Source organism: Sphingopyxis sp. H115, from assembly GCF_001468465.1.
GTDB lineage: Bacteria > Pseudomonadota > Alphaproteobacteria > Sphingomonadales > Sphingomonadaceae > Sphingopyxis.
The window spans coordinates 45,612-63,894 of sequence record NZ_LNSA01000001.1 but is presented as its reverse complement, the minus strand read 5'-3'; the positions used below and the strand labels follow the sequence as shown (position 1 = coordinate 63,894).

General features: G+C 62.5%; 25 protein-coding genes. 3 read left to right on the top strand and 22 right to left on the bottom strand.

The features are described from left to right. Nucleotides 1-3: 3 nt before the first annotated feature. The 16 genes from nuoK to ATE71_RS00280 form a co-directional block, all read right to left on the bottom strand. Nucleotides 4-309 carry an NADH-quinone oxidoreductase subunit NuoK gene (gene nuoK / locus ATE71_RS00350; RefSeq protein WP_058456728.1) on the bottom strand — a complete coding sequence of 102 codons (306 nt, stop codon included), beginning with the start codon at nt 307-309 and terminating at the stop codon, nt 4-6. Further along, nucleotides 306-917, bottom strand: coding sequence for an NADH-quinone oxidoreductase subunit J (locus tag ATE71_RS00345; RefSeq protein ID WP_058801394.1), 612 nt, complete (start codon nt 915-917; stop codon nt 306-308). Before ATE71_RS00345 ends, nuoK begins: the two co-directional genes overlap by 4 nt. A 12-nt stretch (nt 918-929) precedes the next feature. Continuing rightward, nucleotides 930-1,412, bottom strand: a complete 483-nt coding sequence (gene nuoI / locus ATE71_RS00340; RefSeq protein ID WP_058801393.1) for an NADH-quinone oxidoreductase subunit NuoI — start codon at nt 1,410-1,412, stop codon at nt 930-932. Continuing rightward, on the bottom strand, nt 1,409-1,840 hold the full coding sequence (locus tag ATE71_RS21935; protein ID WP_152998569.1) for a hypothetical protein: 432 nt from the start codon (nt 1,838-1,840) through the stop codon (nt 1,409-1,411). The genes nuoI and ATE71_RS21935 overlap by 4 nt, the downstream gene beginning before the upstream one ends. Before the next feature lie 50 nt (nt 1,841-1,890). After that, on the bottom strand, nt 1,891-2,943 hold the full coding sequence (nuoH, locus tag ATE71_RS00335; protein ID WP_058801392.1) for an NADH-quinone oxidoreductase subunit NuoH: 1,053 nt from the start codon (nt 2,941-2,943) through the stop codon (nt 1,891-1,893). Then, nucleotides 2,940-3,164, bottom strand: a complete 225-nt coding sequence (locus ATE71_RS00330) for a hypothetical protein (RefSeq protein WP_058801391.1) — start codon at nt 3,162-3,164, stop codon at nt 2,940-2,942. The genes nuoH and ATE71_RS00330 overlap by 4 nt, the downstream gene beginning before the upstream one ends. Beyond that, complete coding sequence (locus tag ATE71_RS00325) at nt 3,161-3,439, bottom strand: hypothetical protein (protein ID WP_058801390.1); 279 nt, start codon at nt 3,437-3,439, stop codon at nt 3,161-3,163. The genes ATE71_RS00330 and ATE71_RS00325 overlap by 4 nt, the downstream gene beginning before the upstream one ends. After that, on the bottom strand, nt 3,436-5,448 hold the full coding sequence (gene nuoG / locus ATE71_RS00320) for an NADH-quinone oxidoreductase subunit NuoG (protein WP_058801389.1): 2,013 nt from the start codon (nt 5,446-5,448) through the stop codon (nt 3,436-3,438). The genes ATE71_RS00325 and nuoG overlap by 4 nt, the downstream gene beginning before the upstream one ends. Next, complete coding sequence (locus ATE71_RS00315; protein ID WP_152998568.1) at nt 5,441-5,791, bottom strand: hypothetical protein; 351 nt, start codon at nt 5,789-5,791, stop codon at nt 5,441-5,443. The genes nuoG and ATE71_RS00315 overlap by 8 nt, the downstream gene beginning before the upstream one ends. Next, nucleotides 5,791-7,080 (bottom strand): NADH-quinone oxidoreductase subunit NuoF, encoded by a 1,290-nt coding sequence (nuoF, locus tag ATE71_RS00310; RefSeq protein ID WP_058801387.1) that lies wholly within the window; start codon nt 7,078-7,080, stop codon nt 5,791-5,793. The genes ATE71_RS00315 and nuoF overlap by 1 nt, the downstream gene beginning before the upstream one ends. After that, nucleotides 7,080-7,259, bottom strand: coding sequence for a hypothetical protein (locus ATE71_RS00305; RefSeq protein ID WP_058801386.1), 180 nt, complete (start codon nt 7,257-7,259; stop codon nt 7,080-7,082). The genes nuoF and ATE71_RS00305 overlap by 1 nt, the downstream gene beginning before the upstream one ends. Further along, nucleotides 7,259-7,927, bottom strand: coding sequence for a complex I 24 kDa subunit family protein (locus tag ATE71_RS00300; RefSeq protein WP_058801385.1), 669 nt, complete (start codon nt 7,925-7,927; stop codon nt 7,259-7,261). The genes ATE71_RS00305 and ATE71_RS00300 overlap by 1 nt, the downstream gene beginning before the upstream one ends. Before the next feature lie 429 nt (nt 7,928-8,356). Next, on the bottom strand, nt 8,357-9,574 hold the full coding sequence (locus ATE71_RS00295) for an NADH-quinone oxidoreductase subunit D (protein ID WP_201022902.1): 1,218 nt from the start codon (nt 9,572-9,574) through the stop codon (nt 8,357-8,359). 35 nt (nt 9,575-9,609) lie between these two features. Further along, entirely contained in the window at nt 9,610-10,527 is a 918-nt protein-coding gene (locus ATE71_RS00290; RefSeq protein WP_058801383.1) for an NADH-quinone oxidoreductase subunit C, read from the bottom strand. Next, nucleotides 10,527-11,081 carry a NuoB/complex I 20 kDa subunit family protein gene (locus ATE71_RS00285; protein WP_409437928.1) on the bottom strand — a complete coding sequence of 185 codons (555 nt, stop codon included), beginning with the start codon at nt 11,079-11,081 and terminating at the stop codon, nt 10,527-10,529. The genes ATE71_RS00290 and ATE71_RS00285 overlap by 1 nt, the downstream gene beginning before the upstream one ends. Continuing rightward, a complete protein-coding gene (locus ATE71_RS00280) occupies nt 11,078-11,452 on the bottom strand; it encodes an NADH-quinone oxidoreductase subunit A (RefSeq protein ID WP_058801382.1) in 375 nt (124 codons plus the stop codon). The genes ATE71_RS00285 and ATE71_RS00280 overlap by 4 nt, the downstream gene beginning before the upstream one ends. A 225-nt stretch (nt 11,453-11,677) precedes the next feature. Between ATE71_RS00280 and ATE71_RS00275 the strand changes: the two genes are divergently transcribed. Continuing rightward, complete coding sequence (locus ATE71_RS00275) at nt 11,678-12,157, top strand: YbjN domain-containing protein (protein ID WP_058801381.1); 480 nt, start codon at nt 11,678-11,680, stop codon at nt 12,155-12,157. Continuing rightward, nucleotides 12,154-12,465, top strand: coding sequence for a hypothetical protein (locus tag ATE71_RS00270; protein WP_058801380.1), 312 nt, complete (start codon nt 12,154-12,156; stop codon nt 12,463-12,465). Before ATE71_RS00275 ends, ATE71_RS00270 begins: the two co-directional genes overlap by 4 nt. Nucleotides 12,466-12,489: 24 nt before the next feature. Here ATE71_RS00270 and ATE71_RS00265 read toward each other — a convergent pair whose 3' ends face one another. The 3 genes from ATE71_RS00265 to thiE all read right to left on the bottom strand — a co-directional run bounded on the left by ATE71_RS00265 (nt 12,490) and on the right by thiE (nt 15,012). Further along, complete coding sequence (locus ATE71_RS00265) at nt 12,490-13,308, bottom strand: inositol monophosphatase family protein (protein ID WP_058801379.1); 819 nt, start codon at nt 13,306-13,308, stop codon at nt 12,490-12,492. Between the two features lie 121 nt (nt 13,309-13,429). Then, nucleotides 13,430-13,993 carry an elongation factor P gene (gene efp, locus ATE71_RS00260; RefSeq protein WP_058801378.1) on the bottom strand — a complete coding sequence of 188 codons (564 nt, stop codon included), beginning with the start codon at nt 13,991-13,993 and terminating at the stop codon, nt 13,430-13,432. Nucleotides 13,994-14,373: 380 nt separating this feature from the next. After that, the gene (gene thiE / locus ATE71_RS00255; RefSeq protein WP_082664989.1) at nt 14,374-15,012 is read right to left on the bottom strand and encodes a thiamine phosphate synthase; all 639 of its coding nucleotides are present in this window, start codon (nt 15,010-15,012) and stop codon (nt 14,374-14,376) included. A 35-nt stretch (nt 15,013-15,047) separates the two neighbouring features. Between thiE and ATE71_RS00250 the strand changes: the two genes are divergently transcribed. Further along, nucleotides 15,048-15,446, top strand: a complete 399-nt coding sequence (locus tag ATE71_RS00250) for a hypothetical protein (RefSeq protein WP_235587840.1) — start codon at nt 15,048-15,050, stop codon at nt 15,444-15,446. Here the strand turns inward: ATE71_RS00250 and ATE71_RS00245 are convergent. The 3 genes from ATE71_RS00245 to ATE71_RS00235 form a co-directional block, all read right to left on the bottom strand. Then, nucleotides 15,443-16,099: an O-methyltransferase gene (locus ATE71_RS00245; RefSeq protein ID WP_058801375.1), complete on the bottom strand. Its 657-nt coding sequence runs from the start codon at nt 16,097-16,099 to the stop codon at nt 15,443-15,445. The two genes, ATE71_RS00250 and ATE71_RS00245, sit on opposite strands and share 4 nt — an antisense overlap. 4 nt (nt 16,100-16,103) lie before the next feature. Next, nucleotides 16,104-16,973: a fructose bisphosphate aldolase gene (locus ATE71_RS00240; RefSeq protein ID WP_058801619.1), complete on the bottom strand. Its 870-nt coding sequence runs from the start codon at nt 16,971-16,973 to the stop codon at nt 16,104-16,106. A gap of 97 nt (nt 16,974-17,070) precedes the next feature. After that, nucleotides 17,071-18,267: a phosphoglycerate kinase gene (locus tag ATE71_RS00235; protein WP_058801374.1), complete on the bottom strand. Its 1,197-nt coding sequence runs from the start codon at nt 18,265-18,267 to the stop codon at nt 17,071-17,073. Nucleotides 18,268-18,283: the final 16 nt, after the last annotated feature.

Below are 18,283 nucleotides of genomic sequence, written 5' to 3'. Positions count from 1 at the left end.
GGCTTACCCCTTCATCCGGTTGGCATCGTCGACGGCAATGGTGCCGCGGCCGCGGAAATAGATAACGAGAATGGCCAGACCGATCGCAGCTTCACCCGCGGCGACGGTCAGCACGAACATCGAGAAGACCTGTCCGACGAGATCGTTCAGCGCCGCGCTGAACGCGACGAGGTTGATGTTTACTGCCAGCAGGATCAGCTCGATCGCCATCAGGATGACGATAATATTCTTGCGGTTGATGAAGATGCCAAGCACGCCGAGCGTGAACAGCACCGCCGAAACGGCGAGATAGTGGCCGACCGAAATCACAATTCCATCCCCTGCCCGACGCCCGGATCGACGAGGCGCGTCGCGTCCTGCGGACGGCGTTGATTCTGCTTTGAGATATTCTGCGTGCGCACGCCGCCGCGCTGGCGATGCGTCAGCACGATCGCGCCGATCATCGCGACCAGCAGGACGATACCCGCCGCCTCGAACAGGAAGATGTAGCGCGTATAGAGAAGCTCGCCGATCTGCTGGATATTGCTCTTGTCGGTCACCGCCGGTGCGGCGCGCGCGGCCAGATCGACGCCGCCGGCGCTCCATGCACCGACCGCGAACACCAGTTCAGCGGCAAGGATGATTGCGACCAGCGCGCCGAGCGGCAGGTAACGCACGAAACCCGCACGCAATTCCGCGAAATCGATGTCGAGCATCATCACGACGAACAGGAACAGCACCGCGACCGCGCCGACATAGACGATGACGAGCAGCATCGCGATAAACTCCGCCCCCGCGAGCAGCATCAGCCCCGCCGCGTTGAAGAAGGCGAGGATCAGCCACATGACGCTGTGGACCGGGTTGCGCGCGAAAATCACCATCGCCGCGGAGGCGATGACGACGGTCGCGAAGAGGTAAAAGGCGAAGAGCTGAATCATGTGCGCGCGCCCTTATCGATAGGGCGCGTCGGCGGCAAGATTCGCCGCGATCGCGCGTTCCCATTTGTCGCCATTGGCGAGCAGCTTGGCCTTGTCATAGAGCAGTTCCTCGCGCGTTTCGGTCGCGAATTCGAAGTTCGGCCCCTCGACGATCGCATCGACCGGGCATGCTTCCTGACAGAAACCGCAATAGATGCACTTGGTCATGTCGATGTCGTAGCGCGTCGTGCGGCGCGACCCATCGTCGCGCGGTTCGGCCTCGATCGTGATCGCCTGCGCCGGGCACACCGCTTCGCACAGCTTGCACGCGATGCAGCGTTCCTCGCCGTTCGGGTAGCGACGCAGCGCATGCTCGCCGCGGAAGCGCGGGCTGAGCGGGTTCTTTTCAAACGGATAGTTGATCGTCGCCTTGGGCTTGAAGAAATATTTCAGCGTGAGGGCATGCGCCTTCACGAATTCCCACAAGGTGAAGCTTTTGACGAGATGGGCAATCATGACCCGGCTTCCTTTTCGCCGACGGCGTGAAATTTTGAGAGACAGTGCCCCGTAGCGAAGGCCACGATTTGACCGAGTTTGTCACCCGATGGCGGCGTGTAGCGGGTTACAGTGGCCAAACTACGAGCGTCGCGGACAAACTGAAAATTGAAATCATATCGTACGCTTTCGGGTGTGACTTCGTACATCAAATATTCTCGCACCTCTGGTGCCGACTTCGCCAGCCGAACGCGCTTGGCACCTAATAAATTTGTAGGAGCCTGACCCGTCACCACAGTCTCGAGCTCAGTATACGGATCCCAGCCGACAGGGGCCTCGGGAAATCGACCTTCAACGGTGAAGCTTTCACCAGTCGCGTCGAAAAAATTGCAGCTCCAGCTCGTCGCCGGGCGAGCTTCGCCAAGCGGCGGTTCAGGCACCACCCGCATTGGTCCGGGCTCCTGCGTACTTAACACGGCAACTATGATAGGGAGCCAGCTCACGCTCCATACCTCGTCAGCATCAGATAGCCGGAGATCAGGAAGATCCAGATCAGCGATATCGGCAGGAAGATTTTCCAACCCAGCCGCATCAGCTGGTCATAGCGGTAGCGCGGGACGGTCGCCTTCACCCAGCTGAACACGAAGAAGAAGAAGAGGATCTTCGCGAAGAGCCAGACGATGCCCGGGATGTCGAACCAGGGGATCAGGTCGATGTTGAGCGGCGGCAGCCAGCCGCCCCAGAAGAGCACGGCGTTGAGCGTACACATCAGCAGCACATTGGCATATTCGCCGAGCCAGAAGAGCGCGAAGCTCATCGACGAATATTCGGTCTGATAACCTGCGACGAGTTCCGATTCCGCTTCGGTCAAATCGAACGGCGCGCGCGCGGTTTCGGCGAGCGACGAGATCAGGAACATCACCGCGAGCGGGAAAAGCAGCAGGTTGAAGCCGAAAGCATTGACGATGCCGAGCCCATGGCCCTGCTGCGCCTTGACGATCTCGTTCATGTTGAAGCTGTCGGCGAACAGCACGACGCCGATCAGGATGAAGCCGATCGAGACTTCATAGGAGATCATCTGCGCCGACGCGCGCATCGCCGAAAAGAAGGGATATTTCGAGTTCGATGCCCAGCCCGACAGGATCACGCCGTACACGCCGAGCGACGAGATCGCGAGGATGTAGAGCAATCCGACATTGATGTCGGCGAGTACCGCGCCCGAATTGAACGGGATCACCGCCCAGGCGAGCAGCGCGACGGTGAAGGTGATGATCGGCGCGATCAGGAACAGGCCCCTGTTGGCGCCGCTCGGGATGATCGTTTCCTGCAGGAACACCTTCAACCCGTCGGCGAAGCTCTGCAACAGGCCGAAAGGACCGACGACGTTCGGGCCGCGACGCAGCGCAATCGCCGCCCAGATCTTGCGATCGGCATAGATGATCATCGCGACCGCGAGCATCAGCGGCAGCGCGATGAGCAGGATGCCCGCAATGATCGCGACGCCCCACGCCCAATTCGGGTCCATACCCCAGGAAATGAAGGTCTCGGTCATTTCCCGTCCCCTCCGTTATCGGTGATATCCGACTGATGGGGAGGAACCGTCCAGCCGTCGTGCACGGCAGCTTTTACCGTCGAGCGCGCGGCATGTTCCTGGTTACGCCAACCGTTATGCGGCCCGGGCTTGTCCGACTTGCCGCGCGGATTGAACCCGCGCCACACCGAATAGCCCATCCCGACCAGCAGCACGCTGGCGATTGCATGCACCGGGGTCATTCCCCTGCTCCTCTAATTGGTAGCCGAGCGTCGAGAAGCCACAACAGCGCCGCTCCGAAGAAAGGCCAAGCAGCCGACGATAGGCCTGACGCCAGCGCCGTAAGCACCACCAAAATTGCGCTCGGACTATGTGATTCATAGGGCGAAGCGACGCCACTGGACACCATGTCCCACTGGCTGCCAAGCACGCCAGCGAAGGTCATCACAGCAACGATAATGGCCACCCAGAACAGGATCAGTGACCCCTTGTGCATGGATTTGGCGTAAAAACTCATTCCGCCGCCTCCGCAAAATCCACACCATGCACCAGCTCTTCCGAGCAACGCTGCATCGTCGGCGACGCGCGGCAGATGGCGTTGGTGAGGTAGAAATCCTTGATCGGCGACGGGATCGCGCGCGCTTCAGGCTTGGTGGGCAGCTTCGGCACCGTCCAGCCATAGTCGGCGAGACCTTCGACCCCCAGCGCCGGCACCGCCGCGACCATCGCCGCACGGCACTGGTCGAAGCTGTCGAACCCGACGTTCACGCCCAGCGCGTCGGCCAGAGCACGGAAAATGCTCCAGTCCTCGCGCGCGTCACCGGGGGCGAACACCGCCTTTTCGCTGCGCTGGACGCGGCCTTCGGTATTGACCGTGGTGAAGTCCTTTTCGGTCCAGGCCGCGGCCGGCAGGATGACATCGGCGGCGTGCGCGCCCTTGTCGCCATGATGGCCGACATAGACCTTGAACGTATCGGGCAGCGCCGCGAAATCGACTTCGTCGGCGCCGAGGAAGAAGGCGAGCTTCGGCTTCGCCGCGATCACATCCTTGATCCCGCCGGGCAGGCCATAGCCGAGCATCAGCGAGCCCATGCGCGCCGCCGAGAAATGCACGACGTTGAAGCCGTTCCAGCCGTCCTTGACCGCATTCACCGACTTGGCGAGCGCAAGCCCCGCGCCATGAACGCCGGGCACCGAGAGCGCGCCGCCGCCAAAGATCAGCATCGGCCGCTCCGCACCCTTCAGCGCGTCGGCGACATGCTTCGGCAGCTTCGCAACGAGCGAGGCGTCGTCGCCGAGCCACTCGGTCTTGTACGTCAGGTCGGTTTCGGGGCCGATGGCAAAGACCTTCGCGCCCTTCTTCCACACCGCCTTGCGGACGCGCGTGTTGATCAGCGGCGCTTCCCAGCGCAGGTTGGTGCCGACGAGCAGGATCACGTCGGCATTTTCGGCCTCGGCAATCGTCGTGTTGAAATTGACCGCCGACAGGCTGGTGACGTCATAGTCGAGCCCGGTCTGCCGCCCTTCGAGCAGATTGCCGCCGAGCGCATTCACCAGCGCTTTCGCCGCGAACATCGTCTCGCAATCGGCAAGGTCGCCCGCGATCGCCGCGACCGACGAACCGGCGTTCACCGCCTTGATCGCCGCGAAAGCTTCGGCCCAGCTCGCGGGCTGGAGTGCGCCGTTCACGCGCACATAAGGCTGGTCGAGACGGCGACGGGTCAGGCCGTCGACATGGTGGCGCGTCTTGTCGTTCGCCCATTCTTCGTTCACGTCGTCGTTGACGCGTGGCAGGACGCGCAAAACCTGCCGCCCGCGGCTGTCGATGCGGACGTTGGTGCCGACCGCGTCCATCATGTCGATGCCGAGCGTCTTGGTGAGCTCCCACGGACGTGCTTCGAACGCATAGGGTTTGCTGGTCAGCGCGCCGACCGGGCACAGGTCGACGATATTGCCCGAAAGCTCGCTCGCGACCGCATGCTCCAGATACGACGTGATCTGCATATTCTCGCCGCGATAAATAGCGCCGATATCCTCGACCCCCGCGACTTCCTCCGCAAAACGGACGCAGCGCGTGCACTGGATGCAGCGGGTCATCACGGTCTTGACGATGGGACCCATATATTTTTCGGTGACCGCGCGCTTGTTCTCGTCATAGCGCGTTGCGCCGCGGCCATAGGCCACCGACTGATCTTGCAGGTCGCATTCGCCGCCCTGGTCGCAGATCGGGCAGTCGAGCGGGTGGTTGATGAGCAGGAACTCCATCACCCCTTCGCGCGCCTTCTTGACCATCGGGCTGTCGGTCTTGATCACCTGCCCCTCGGCGGTCGGCAGCGCGCACGACGCCTGCGGCTTCGGCGGGCCGGGCGACACTTCGACCAGGCACATGCGGCAATTGCCGGCGATCGACAGGCGTTCGTGGTAGCAGAAACGTGGAATTTCCTTCCCCGCCAGCTCGCACGCTTGCAGAACGGTTGCGCCCTGCGGGACGTCGAGTTCTACGCCATCTACGGTTACTTTAGGCATCGGAGTGACTATCCTCGTTGCGCACGGAGTTCGCCAGCGCGGATGGCTTCGGCCTCTGTGAGCGATTGTTCCACAAGACAAACAGGCCCGCCACAGCGAGCGGCAGCATCGTCAGCGAAACAAGAAAAGCGATATAGAGAATCCAGACTCCCAGATAGAGGGGGCCAGCCAGAACGAGCGACCATTCCATGCAGCCGCTGGGAGCCGACGTGCCGCAGAAATAGGACTGAAAACCCGGAAACCGGTCATAAAGCTGCACGCTTAACACGGCCATGGCGAGCGACAGTAATGCTCCGATCGTCCAGATGACGCCCTGCCCTTGCGGTTTATGCGACGCGGCCATCACTCCGCCGCCTCCAGCGCGCCGCCGTTCTCGCGGATACGGCGCTCGATTTCGGGACGGAAATGCTTGATCAGGCCCTGGATCGGCCACGCGGCGGCGTCGCCCAATGCGCAGATGGTGTGACCTTCGACCTGCTTGGTGACATCGAACAGCGTGTCGATCTCGCTGATGTCGGCGTCGCCGGTGCGCAGGCGTTCCATCACGCGCCACATCCAGCCGGTGCCTTCGCGGCACGGGGTGCACTGGCCGCAGCTTTCATGCTTGTAGAAATAGCTGATGCGGCTGATCGCCTGGACGACGTCGGTCGACTTGTCCATCACGATCGCAGCGGCGGTGCCGAGGCCCGATCCGACGGCTTTCAGCCCGTCGAAGTCCATCGGCGCGTCCATGATTTCGGCTGCGGGGACGAGCGGAACTGACGAGCCGCCGGGGATTACCGCGAGCAGATTGTCCCAGCCGCCGCGAATGCCGCCGCAATGCTTGTCGATCAGCTCGCGGAAGGTGATGCCCATTTCTTCCTCGACGACGCACGGCTTGTTCACATGGCCGCTGATCTGGAAGAGCTTGGTGCCCTTGTTATTCTCGCGCCCGAAGCTCGCGAACCAGGTTGCGCCACGCCGCAGGATCGTCGGGACGACCGCGATGCTCTCGACATTGTTCACCGTCGTCGGGCAGCCATAAAGGCCCGCACCCGCCGGGAACGGCGGTTTCAGGCGCGGCTGGCCCTTTTTGCCTTCAAGGCTTTCGATCATCGCGGTTTCTTCGCCGCAGATGTAGGCGCCCGCGCCGCGGTGGACGAAAACATCGAAGTCGTAACCCGACTTGGCTGCATTCTTGCCGAGCAGGCCGGCGTCATACGCCTCCTGCACTGCGGCGAACAACGTCTCGGCCTCGCGGATGAACTCGCCGCGGATGTAGATGTACGCCGCGCGCGCGCGCATCGCATAGCCCGCGATCAGCGCGCCCTCGATCAGCTTGTGCGGATCGTGACGGATGATCTCGCGGTCCTTGCAAGATCCCGGCTCGGATTCGTCGGCATTGATGACGAGGAAGCTCGGGCGGTCGGCGCGCGGTTCCTTGGGCATGAACGACCATTTGAGCCCGGTCGGGAAGCCCGCGCCGCCGCGGCCGCGCAGCCCCGACGCCTTGATCTCCTCGATGATCGCGTCCTGGCCGCGGCTCATCAGATCCTTGGTCTTGTCCCAATCGCCGCGCGCCTGCGCGGATTTGAGGTTCCACGGCTGGAACCCGTAGAGATTGGTGAAAATGCGGTCCTTGTCGGCGAGCATCAGCGGCGCCCCTTTCCGAACAGGGCCTCGGCGCCAAAATAGAGCGCGAGGATGACCGCGACCACCAGCGCCAAGTGCAGGACGCTGAACGCGACCTTCATGACAAAGGCGATCGCGACGAAGGCGATCATCACGAAGACGATCAGGACGATCAGGTGAAGGATTTTCTGCAAGTCCATCACCAGTCCTTCCGGTAATCATGGTTCGACGACACCATCTCTTTGAGCGTCGTCGGCCCGCCCTCGGGCTCGCTCGTATGGCGTCCCGGCACCTGCGTCCCCGCCTTCGGCGTGTCACCGGCGGCGAGCGCGTCGAGGATGCGCGTCATGCTGTCGTAATCGAGATCTTCGTAATTATCGTCGTTGATCTGGACCATCGGCGCGTTGGTGCAGGTGCCCATGCACTCGACCTCGGTCAGCGTGAACAGCCCGTCGGGCGTCGTCTTGCCCTTGGTCATCCCGCGGTTCTTGCACGCGGCCATCACGTCGTCCGACCCGCGCAGCAGGCACGGCGTCGTGCCGCAGACCTGTACATGATAGCGGCCGACGGGCACGAGATTGTACATCGTGTAGAAGGTCGCGACCTCATAGGCGCGGATGAACGGCATATCGAGCGCGGCGGCGACATATTCGATCACCGGCACGGGCAGCCAGCCCTGCGTCTGCGTCTCGGCGCCGACCTGGCGCTGCGCGAGGTCGAGCAGCGGCATCACCGCCGAGCGCTGACGCCCCGCGGGATAGCGCGCGATGACCTGCTTCGCCTTCTCGGCATTTTCGGCCGTCCACGCAAAAGCGCCCCAGCGCGCGCGGGTTTCGGCTTCATCGGGAATTTGGGGTGCGTCAGCCATTCTTCCGGTTTCCTTTGACCTGGGCTGAATTATCGTCCGCTACAGATCCGATCTCGGGAAAAGGCTTCATTGTAAAAAACCGAACGATTTTACCGTTGCTAACCACAAATCCAGATATTCCCGTCTGGTTTCCGTCGGCCAACTCACACGTCCACTGGACACGGATATGCGAGCCCTGGTCTGTAAGGCCCCCTATGGGTGGCGAGATCATCGCCGGTCCATGCGAGCAGTGGCGTGCCAAATGAGTGACATATTCCAGACTGAATGCTGGACCAGCAGCCACCATTTCAGACGCCTTGCTAGGGTCAGATTTGACTACTTCAAGGAAGCTCGAAACCATGTTCCAAGGCTTGGGCGCCGTTACTTCCTCGGCAGCTGCAGAGAAGCTTATAGTCGCCAGCCCGAGAAAAAGAGCGATAGGCACGGCCCTCACCGGTCGCACTCCCCGAACACAACATCGATCGCGCCGATGATCGCGGTGGTGTCGGCGAGCATATGGCCCTTCGACATCATGTCCATCGCCTGCAGGTGCGAAAACGCCGTCGGGCGGATCTTGCAGCGGTACGGCTTGTTGGTGCCGTCGCTGACCAGATAGACGCCGAATTCGCCCTTCGGGCTTTCGGTCGCGACATAGACTTCGCCCGCGGGGACGTGGAAACCCTCGGTATAGAGCTTGAAGTGATGGATCAGCGATTCCATCGACTGCTTCATCTCGCCGCGCTTCGGCGGCACGACCTTGCGGTCGAGGCTCGCGATCGGGCCGGTGGGCATGTCGCGCAGGCACTGCAGGATGATGCGCGCCGACTGATACACTTCCTGCACGCGGACCATGAACCGGTCGTAGCAGTCGCCGCGCGTGCCGACGGGAATGTCGAACTCCATCTTCGCATAGGCATCGTAAGGCTGCGACTTGCGCAGATCCCATGCGATGCCGCTGCCGCGGATCATCGGGCCCGAGAAGCCCCACGCCAGCGCGTCTTCCTTGCTCACCGTCGCGATGTCGACGTTGCGCTGCTTGAAGATGCGGTTGTCGATGACCAGGCTCATCGCGTCGCCGAACAGTTTCGGCAGCCGCTTTTCGCACCATTCGCCGATGTCGTAGAGCAGCCGCTCCGGCACATCCTGATGGACGCCGCCCGGACGGAAATAGGCCGAGTGCATGCGTGCGCCCGACGCGCGTTCGAAGAAGTTGAGGCAATCCTCGCGCAGTTCGAACACCCACAGGTTCGGTGTCATCGCACCGACGTCCATGACGTGCGACCCGATGTTGAGCATATGATTGCAGATGCGCGTCAGCTCGGCGAACAGTGTGCGGAGGTACTGTGCGCGCTCGGGCACTTCGAGGTCGAGCAGCTTCTCGATCGCGAGGACATAGCTGTGCTCCATGCCGAGCGGCGAACAATAGTCGAGCCGGTCGAAATAGGGCAAAGCCTGCAAATAGGTCTTGTACTCGATCAGCTTTTCGGTGCCGCGGTGCAGCAGCCCAACGTGCGGATCGACGCGCTCGATGATCTCGCCGTCGAGTTCCATCACCATGCGGAGAACGCCGTGCGCCGCAGGGTGCTGCGGGCCGAAGTTGATCGTGTAGTTGGTGACCGCCTGATCGCCCGCGGTATCGGCGGTGTCGACCGGATAGCCTTCGAACATATCGCTGCCGTGGTGCTTGACCTGAGGAGCGTCGGTCATGCGTCACCTCCTGTTTTCGGCTTGCGCTGCGCGCGGGGCTTGGCCGGGGCTTTCGCCTTGGGCGCGGCTTTCTCAGCCTTCTTGGTCGCAGCCGTCTTGGACTCGCCGTCAGCCTTGGCCTTCGCACCGTCCTTGCTCGGCTTGGCCGCTTCCTTGTTCGCCTTGTTGCCCGCGCCCGTGTCGGCGGGCTTCTCCGTCGTTTTGGGGGTCGGCGGCGGCGACGCCTTCGCTTTGTCGTCGGCCGCCTTGACCTCTTTCGACGTCATCGGGGTCGGCGCCCCCTTGCCCGGCGCCTCGCCTGTCCCGCCGGCCTTTTCGTCGCCCGGCAGCACATAGTCGGCGCCTTCCCACGGGCTGAGGAAGTCGAAATTCCGGAAATCCTGCGCGAGCTTGACCGGCTCGTACACGACGCGCTTGTCCTCTTCCGAATAACGCAGCTCGATATAGCCGGTCAGCGGGAAATCCTTGCGCTGCGGATGCCCCTGGAAACCATAATCGGTCAGGATGCGGCGCAGGTCGGGATTGCCCGCGAACAGCACGCCATACATGTCGAATACTTCGCGCTCGAGCCAGCCCGCGACGGGCCAGACGGGAACGATGCTAGGCACCGGCGTCGCCTCGTCGGTCGACACACGCACGCGCAGACGATGGTTCTTCGTCACGCTGAGCAGATGATAGACGACCTCGAAACGTTCGGCGCGGTCGGGATAGTCCACCCCGGCGATTTCCATCAACTGCTGATATTCGAGGCTATCGCGCAGCGCGACCATCACCCCGGCAACGGCTTCGCGCGCCACGGTGATGCTGTCTTCGTCGGCTGCGAAATCATGCGCGAGAAGATCGCTGCCGAGCAGCTTTTCGAGCGCGGCTGCAAGCGAGGGTAGCGGCGCGACGAGGGGAGCGGAATGGGCCATCAGCGTTCGATCGTCCCGGTGCGGCGGATTTTCCGCTGCAACTGCATCACGCCGTAAAGCAGCGCTTCAGCGGTCGGCGGACAGCCGGGAACATAGATGTCGACCGGCACGATGCGATCGCAGCCGCGCACCACCGAATAGCTATAGTGATAATAGCCGCCGCCATTGGCGCAGCTGCCCATCGAGATGACATATTTCGGGTTCGACATCTGATCGTACACGCGGCGCAGCGCGGGCGCCATCTTGTTGCACAGCGTGCCCGCGACGATCATCACGTCCGACTGACGCGGCGATGCGCGCGGCGCGGCGCCGAAACGCTCCATGTCATAACGCGGCATATTGACGTGGATCATCTCGACCGCGCAGCACGCCAGACCGAAGGTCATCCACCACAGCGAACCCGTGCGCGCCCAGTTGAACAAATCCTCGGTCGAGGTGACGAGAAAGCCCTTGTCGCCGACCTCCGAGTTGAGATCGTCGAAGAAACCCTGATCGGGGTTCGTACCGGGGGCGACCGGCATCTGGCCGGGCATGATGATGCTGGAAGTGCTCATTCCCAATCCAACGCGCCTTTTTTCCACGCGTACACAAGGCCGAGCGTGAGTTCGGCGAGGAAAATCATCATCGTCGCCCAGCCGGCCCAGCCGATTTCCTCAAGGCTCACCGCCCAAGGAAAGAGGAAGGCCGCTTCGAGGTCGAAGATGATGAAAAGGATGGCGACGAGGTAGAAACGCACGTCGAACTGGCTGCGCGCATCTTCAAAGGCGGGAAAGCCGCATTCATATTCGGTCAGCTTAGCCGGATCGGGCTTGTGCGCCCCGGTCAGCCGGGCGACGCCCATCGGAAGGAACACGAAGGCGGAGGACAGGCCGAGGGCGATGACCAGAAAGATCAGAATCGGCAAATATTGCGTCAGATCGACCATGGGAGCTCGCAGTTCTGTTGTTTTAGGGTGTCGCGCACCTGTTTATCGGGGGCGCTTTAGGCCAGCGCGGCGCGTGTCGCAAGCGCTGCGGGCAGGATTTTCGCTTCGCATGTGACCAAAAGCATAATGGGCGCTGGCGAGCGGCACTATCGCTGTGATACCGCACATAAAAAGGGGTCGCTGGGTCGCGCCTTTCATGGGCGTAGAATGACAAAGGGAGCTTATATGGGACCGATCACCTTTCGCGCCGCTGCCTTCGCCCCGCTGGCGCTTTTCCTCGCGACTCCTGCCCATGCCGAGCTGGTCAATGCGGCGAACCCGGAAGCGATCAGGGCGATCGTCGAATCGCAGGGCTGGCCTGCGACGATCGTCGCCAAGAAAGGCGATGCCCCATATATCGAAAGCAATCGCAACGGCCTAAAATTCCTCGTGCTCTTCATGAACTGCGACGGAAGCGAACGCTGCAAGACGCTACAATATTATATGGGGTTCAGCGACGCCAAAGAGGTCACGCTCGACCGGCTCAACCAGTGGAACAAGGAAAAGCGCTTCGCGCGTGCCTATAAGGACGACGCAGGCGACCCGGTGCTCGAAATGGACGTCGACCTCGATTTCGCGGGTATTCCGCGCGAAAATGTTGGGGAAACCTTCAACACCTGGGCGTCGCTGATGGACAGCTTTCGCGAATATGTTTTCGAGAAGTGAGCGAGCCCCCAGATCTTGATAAGGTATATGACCTGATCGCGCTTGTCACGTTTGACGCCGATCCGGGCGTCGGCGATCGCGACAGGCCGATCACCGCCGATTGGGGCTCCAGCATATTGGTGGGCAATGTTTTTTACCCCGTACGCATCAAAGCCTGCAATAAGCCGATATTTTTCGGAGAATCCGGAACAGTGAGGCTTTCAGTGATGACGTTTACCGGGAACCTGTCTCTCGCCGTCGGTCAACAATTCGGGCTCTGCGCCGGACCGCAGCAGATCGCATCCGGGCGCGTTCTCGAAATCCTTTAGTGCGCCCAGATGCGTCAGCGCCTATCATGCGTTCCGCAACGCGCCCGCGACCAGCTTTTGCAGCTTCGAATGGACTGCGGCGCTGCCCGCGATGAACTCGCTGCGGTCGATCGCGCGGTCGCCGCCACGAAAATCGCTGACGAAGCCACCAGCTTCACGCACGAGTAGCATGCCCGCCGCGACATCCCACACTTGCAGGTCGCTTTCCCAAAAGCCGTCGTAGCGCCCCGCCGCGACCCAAGCGAGGTCGAGGCTCGCGGCGCCGAAGCGACGGATACCGGCAACCTCGGGCGCGACCGCACCGAAAATTCGGCTCCACTGCGCCATATTGCCATGGCCCATGTACGGAATGCCGGTCGAAATCAGGCATTCGTTAAGGTTACGGCGCGACGCGACGCGCAAACGCCGATCATGCAGCCACGCCCCGCGACCGCGCTCGGCCCAATAGCTTTCGTCGGTGATCGGCTGGTAGACCAGCGCTGCTGTCACATCGCCCCAGCCGCCGCCGGGTTTCGGTTCCTGCACCGCGATCGAGATCGCGAAATGCGGGACAGCGTGGAGGAAGTTCGAGGTGCCGTCGAGCGGATCGATGATGAAGCGCGGCTTGCCCGGCTCGCCCTCTATGATCCCGCCTTCTTCGAGAACGAAACCCCAGCCAGGACGGTCGCGGCCGAGTTCGTCGTATAACGTACGCTCGGCTGCTTGGTCGGCCTTCGACACGAAGTCGGCGGGCCCCTTCTGCGAGACCTGCAGATGCTCGATCTCGCCAAAATCGCGGCGCAACTTTGCGCCGGCTTTGCGCGCGGCGCGTTCCATGACGGTGATGATGCCGGATACGGCCATAGTCATAACTCCCCCCTCCTGCTTGCGGGAGGGGTCGGGGGAGGGAATGTTTCGTTCGGAAGAAGGCCCGTCCCTCGACAAGCCCTCTCCTAACCCCTCCCGCAAGCAGGAGGGGAACTAATCAGTCCGCGCGGCGAACATATTCGCGATCGTACACGTGCACGACGATGCGGGTGCCGCTGGTGATGTGCGGCGGCACCATCACGCGCACGCCATTGTCGAGGATTGCGGGCTTGTATGACGACGAAGCAGTTTGCCCCTTCACCACCGCGTCGGCCTCGACGATCGTCGCTTCGATCGTTTCGGGTAGTTCGACCGAGATCGGGCGTTCTTCCCAAAGCTCGAGCACGACGTCCATGCCGTCCTGCAGGAACTCATGGGCTTCGCCGACGACTTCCTTCGAAATATTGATCTGTTCGAAGCTGTCCTTGTCCATGAACACCAGATCGTCGCCCTCGGCATAGAGGAACTGGAAATCCTTGGTGTCGAGGCGGACCTTTTCCACCGTGTCGGCGCTGCGAAAACGGTTGTTGAGCTTGCGTCCGTCGATCAGATTCTTCGCTTCGACCTGCATATAGGCGCCGCCCTTGCCCGGCTGGGTGTGCTGGATTTTGGTGACCTTCCAGATACCGCCTTCATATTCGATAATATTGCCGGGACGGATTTCAACGCCGGTGATCTTCATCGCGCACACTCACTTGGACAAGGATGGAAAGAGCAGACCGGCGGCCCACGCGGGTACCGGTATCAGGTGCGCGCCTTTAGCCGCGCCGACGCCGAAGGGCAAGCGGTGTGTCGGAACGACGCAGCCACCCACGCCGCGGCGCCAATCAAAAGGCGACGAACCGAAACCGATTTGACGCATCGATCCAATATGCCGTGCGACATCCATGGCAGATCGGCGGCCATGACGGACATCGACCTTTCCGATTTGAAGCCCCCCCTTGGGCGGGGAGCCGCGAAGTCCTTGCGGCGCGGGGCCCCTTGCGCCGGCCTTTTTGGCTGGCGCAAGGACGGCGCGCCGCCGTCCCAATCGGGAAAGGAACCGCCCGCGCCCGGACGTGATTATCCCGCCGGCTGATCTGAAACGATCGCGGCAAAAGCGCGGACCGCCGCCGCCGGCCCTTCGGGATGCGCCCATATGCCGCCGGACACCGCAAGGAAATCGGCGCCGGCGTCGACAAGCACCTTCGCATTGTCCACCGTGATCCCGCCAATAGCGACGCACGGCAGTTCGAACAGCCCCTGCCACCAAGTCAATATTTCGGGCTCGGGACGGTGCCGGGTTTCCTTCGTCGCCGTCGGAAAAAAGGCCCCGAAAGCGACATAGTCGGCGCCGGCTTCGCCGGCTTCCATCGCCAGATGGCGGCTGTCGTGGCAGGTAACGCCGATCTGCGCCTCGGGCCCGAGCTGGCGGCGCGCGTCCTTCGGGTCGCCATCACCCTGACCCAAGTGAACGCCATCGGCCGCCAGCCGCTTGGCGAGTGCGATATCATCATTGACGATGAAGGCGACCTCATGTGCCGCGCAAATCGCCTGCAGCGGCTCGGCAAGCCGCGCCGCCTCATGCTGTGCCACATTCTTTACCCGAAACTGGAAGGCTGCGACGGGGCCGGCGGACAGGGCCGCCTCCAGCCGGGCGGGAAAATCGCCCCCGACGCCGAGCGGTGAAATGAGGTAAAGCTGGCAGGTGGGTGTTTTCATGGCGCGTTCATAGCGATCCCGCCAGACGCGGGCAAATGCAGAACATCGCTCGTCTCGCCGCCGTCGCCCTCCCCTCGACACTCCTTCTTTCCGCCTGCGTGACGACCGCGAGCGCGCCGCTTTCCGACGGCAGCGACGTCGCGCTGGGACAGAAAGCCTATGTCGACGGCCCGCTGGTCCAGCCGGTCGAGGTGATTGAGGACAGCCGCTGCCCGATGAACATGCGCTGCGTCTGGGCGGGGCGCGTGCGGGTAAAGATGATCTGGATCCGCGGCAACGGTAAAAAGCAGCCGTTCGAGGCGACGTTGGGCGAGCCCGTCCCGCTCGCCGACGGTCAGTTCACGCTCGAGTCGGTGCGGCCGGAGAAGCGCACCGATATCGCGCTCAAGCCGAGCGACTATCGCTTCTCGTTCCGCTTCGCGGGCGGTCTCTAACGTACGCGAGCCAGCACGAAGCCGTCCCATTTTTTCGCGCCAACGGTCTGCACAGCGGTCGCATCGAGGCGCGGATCCCCGCTGAGCATGTCGAACAGCGCACGCGTTCCGACGATCCGCTCGTCGTCGCTATCGGCCTCCAGCACTCCGCCCTCGCGCACGACATTGTCGACGACGATCGTCGTGCCCGGGCGCCCGACACGGATCGCTTCTCTGACATAGAGCGCGTTGTTCTGCTTGTCGGCGTCGATGAAGACAAAGTCGAAGGGAGACCCATCGACCATCGCGGCAAGGCTCTCGGCAGCGGGACCGACGCGGATATCGACCTTATCCGAAATGCCAGCATTTTCGAGATTCTCGCGCGCCACTCGCGCATGATGCGCTTCCAGCTCGAGCGTCACCAATTCGCCATCGTCGGGCAGCGCGCGCGCCAGCCACATCGTCGAATATCCGCCGAGCGTGCCGACTTCAAGGATACGCTTTGCCCCTGCCATCTGCGCAAGCAGGAACAGCATCTTGCCCTGCGTCGGCGACACATCGATCGGCGGCAAACCTTGGGCGCTGTTGTTCGCGAGGGTGGCGGCAAGCGCGTCGTCTTCGCCGAGCAACGTGCTGGCGATATAATCGTCGACAGCTTGCCACCTCTCTCCCATCACTTCAGGCCACGGAGGCCGCGTGAATTTCGTTGATCGCGCCGCCCAGGGAGGCGTTGAACTCGTCGTCGCTCATCTGGTGGCGCAGGTCTTCGAGCAGAGCGCGACTGAAGCTCGCGATAATGCCCGGGTTCTTCGCCAGCTCGACGCAAGCTTCGGGACGCGCGAAGCCGCCCGACAGCGCGACGACGCGCAGTACCTTGGGATGATCGACGAGCGGTTGGAACAGGCCCGCTTCCGTCGGCAAGGAGAGCTTGAGCATCACCGGCGCGCCGGTCCAGGCATCGAGCGCAGCGAGCGTTTCCTTGAGCAGCAGGCGGTCAGCCGCGTCCCGCTCGGCACTCTTGATGTTCACTTCGGGCTCGATGATCGGGACGAGGCCATGCGCGGCGATGCGCGCGGCTTCGGCGAACTGCTGGTCGACGATTGCCTTGATCCCGGCTGGATTGGCAAGATTGACGACGCTGCGCATCTTGGTGCCGAACACGCCCTTCGCAACCGCGCGCGCGCAAAGGTCATCGAGACCGGGATTGGCCTTCATCAACTGGACGCCGTCGGCTTCGTCCTCGAGGCCTTTGTCGACTTTCAGGAACGGCACCACACCGCGTTCCCACAAAAGCGCCGGAACCGGCTTGCCGCCCGCCTCGCCGTCCATCGTGCGTTCGAACAGGATCGCGCCGATCACCTTGTCACCGTTGAAGCAGGGCGCGGTGACGATGCGGCTGCGCATGTCGTGGATCAGTGCGAACATTTCCTCGTCATTCGAGAAGGCGTCCGCTTCGATGCCATAGCCCTTCAATGCCTTGGGCGTCGAACCACCGCTCTGGTCAAGTGCGGCGATAAATCCCTGCCCCGATTTGATCTGATCGAGCATGGCGGCATTGGCGGTCATAGGATCTCCGGTGGTTTGCATACGTATGTCGTGGTGCGCATAGCGACCCCGTAGCCGGGATGCAAATGTGCGCGAAAAACTAGGCTTTCAGTGCGTCCACGCCGGGAAGCGGCTTGCCTTCCATCCATTCGAGGAAGGCGCCGCCGGCGGTGGAAACGAAGGTGAAGTCCCCACCGACGCCGGCGTGGTTGAGCGCGGCGACCGTATCACCCCCACCCGCGACCGAAATCAGCGAGCCTTCGCGCGTCAGCGCCGCAGCGGTTTTCGCCAGCGCGACCGTCGCCGTGTCGAAGGGCGGGGTCTCGAACGCGCCGAGCGGGCCATTCCACACCAGCGTGCGGCAATTCTTGAGCACGTCGGCGAGCGCCTCGACCGCAGCCGGACCGATATCGAGGATCATCTCGTCGGCGGCGACTTCGTGGACGTTGACGGTGCGCGTCGGCGGATTGGGCGCGAACTGTTTTGCAACCACGACGTCGTAAGGCAGATGGATCGTGCAGCCCGCCGCATCGGCGGCGTCGAAAATCGCGTTGGCGGTATCCACCAGGTCGTGCTCGCAGAGCGATTTACCGACATCGACCCCGCGCGCGGCGAGGAAGGTGTTCGCCATACCGCCGCCGATGATCAGGTGATCGACCTTGCCGACAAGATTGCGCAGCACGTCGATCTTGCTCGACACTTTCGCGCCGCCGACGACGGCCGCAACCGGATGCGCGGGACGGCCCAGCGCCGCATCGAGCGCCTTTAGTTCGGTTTCCATCGCACGGCCCGCATAGGCTGGCAGGCGATGCGCGACGCCCTCGGTCGAACCATGCGCGCGGTGCGCCGCCGAAAAGGCGTCGTTGACGTAAAGATCGCCGATTTCCGCTAGCGCATCGGCAAAGGCGGGGTCGTTCTTTTCCTCGCCGGGATAGAAACGCGTGTTTTCCAGCACCGCGACATCGCCGGCGGCGAGCACCGCAACGCCGGCCTTGGCACCCTCGCCAACGGCTTCGGGGATGAACATCACCGAATGGCCTAATACATCCTCGACGCCGCCCATCACGAGGCTCAGCGATTGCGTCGGGTTCTTCGCCCCCTTGGGCCGTCCGAAATGGGCGAGCAGCAGGACGATAGCGCCCTTGTCGGACAATTCGCGGATCGTCGGCATCGCCGCCTCGATCCGCGTCTTATCGCCGACCGCACCATCGATCATCGGGACATTGAGGTCGACGCGAACCAGCACTTTCTTGCCAGTGACGTCACCGATGTCGTCGAGGGTCTTGAACGCGGTCATCGCTGTTTTCCTTTGG

Bases quoted from the DNA above. Each gene is read 5' to 3' on its own strand.
- ATE71_RS00345 (WP_058801394.1), bottom strand. From the start codon at position 917: ATGATTCAGCTCTTCGCCTTTTACCTCTTCGCGACCGTCGTCATCGCC.
- nuoI (WP_058801393.1), bottom strand. From the start codon at position 1,412: ATGATTGCCCATCTCGTCAAAAGCTTCACCTTGTGGGAATTCGTGAAG.
- ATE71_RS21935 (WP_152998569.1), bottom strand. From the start codon at position 1,840: ATGCGGGTGGTGCCTGAACCGCCGCTTGGCGAAGCTCGCCCGGCGACG.
- nuoH (WP_058801392.1), bottom strand. From the start codon at position 2,943: ATGACCGAGACCTTCATTTCCTGGGGTATGGACCCGAATTGGGCGTGG.
- ATE71_RS00330 (WP_058801391.1), bottom strand. From the start codon at position 3,164: ATGACCCCGGTGCATGCAATCGCCAGCGTGCTGCTGGTCGGGATGGGC.
- ATE71_RS00325 (WP_058801390.1), bottom strand. From the start codon at position 3,439: ATGAGTTTTTACGCCAAATCCATGCACAAGGGGTCACTGATCCTGTTC.
- nuoG (WP_058801389.1), bottom strand. From the start codon at position 5,448: ATGCCTAAAGTAACCGTAGATGGCGTAGAACTCGACGTCCCGCAGGGC.
- ATE71_RS00315 (WP_152998568.1), bottom strand. From the start codon at position 5,791: ATGGCCGCGTCGCATAAACCGCAAGGGCAGGGCGTCATCTGGACGATC.
- nuoF (WP_058801387.1), bottom strand. From the start codon at position 7,080: ATGCTCGCCGACAAGGACCGCATTTTCACCAATCTCTACGGGTTCCAG.
- ATE71_RS00305 (WP_058801386.1), bottom strand. From the start codon at position 7,259: ATGGACTTGCAGAAAATCCTTCACCTGATCGTCCTGATCGTCTTCGTG.
- ATE71_RS00300 (WP_058801385.1), bottom strand. From the start codon at position 7,927: ATGGCTGACGCACCCCAAATTCCCGATGAAGCCGAAACCCGCGCGCGC.
- ATE71_RS00295 (WP_201022902.1), bottom strand. From the start codon at position 9,574: ATGTTCGAAGGCTATCCGGTCGACACCGCCGATACCGCGGGCGATCAG.
- ATE71_RS00290 (WP_058801383.1), bottom strand. From the start codon at position 10,527: ATGGCCCATTCCGCTCCCCTCGTCGCGCCGCTACCCTCGCTTGCAGCC.
- ATE71_RS00285 (WP_409437928.1), bottom strand. From the start codon at position 11,081: ATGAGCACTTCCAGCATCATCATGCCCGGCCAGATGCCGGTCGCCCCC.
- ATE71_RS00280 (WP_058801382.1), bottom strand. From the start codon at position 11,452: ATGGTCGATCTGACGCAATATTTGCCGATTCTGATCTTTCTGGTCATC.
- ATE71_RS00275 (WP_058801381.1), top strand. From the start codon at position 11,678: ATGGGACCGATCACCTTTCGCGCCGCTGCCTTCGCCCCGCTGGCGCTT.
- ATE71_RS00265 (WP_058801379.1), bottom strand. From the start codon at position 13,308: ATGGCCGTATCCGGCATCATCACCGTCATGGAACGCGCCGCGCGCAAA.
- efp (WP_058801378.1), bottom strand. From the start codon at position 13,993: ATGAAGATCACCGGCGTTGAAATCCGTCCCGGCAATATTATCGAATAT.
- thiE (WP_082664989.1), bottom strand. From the start codon at position 15,012: ATGAAAACACCCACCTGCCAGCTTTACCTCATTTCACCGCTCGGCGTC.
- ATE71_RS00250 (WP_235587840.1), top strand. From the start codon at position 15,048: ATGCAGAACATCGCTCGTCTCGCCGCCGTCGCCCTCCCCTCGACACTC.
- ATE71_RS00245 (WP_058801375.1), bottom strand. From the start codon at position 16,099: ATGGGAGAGAGGTGGCAAGCTGTCGACGATTATATCGCCAGCACGTTG.
- ATE71_RS00240 (WP_058801619.1), bottom strand. From the start codon at position 16,973: ATGCTCGATCAGATCAAATCGGGGCAGGGATTTATCGCCGCACTTGAC.
- ATE71_RS00235 (WP_058801374.1), bottom strand. From the start codon at position 18,267: ATGACCGCGTTCAAGACCCTCGACGACATCGGTGACGTCACTGGCAAG.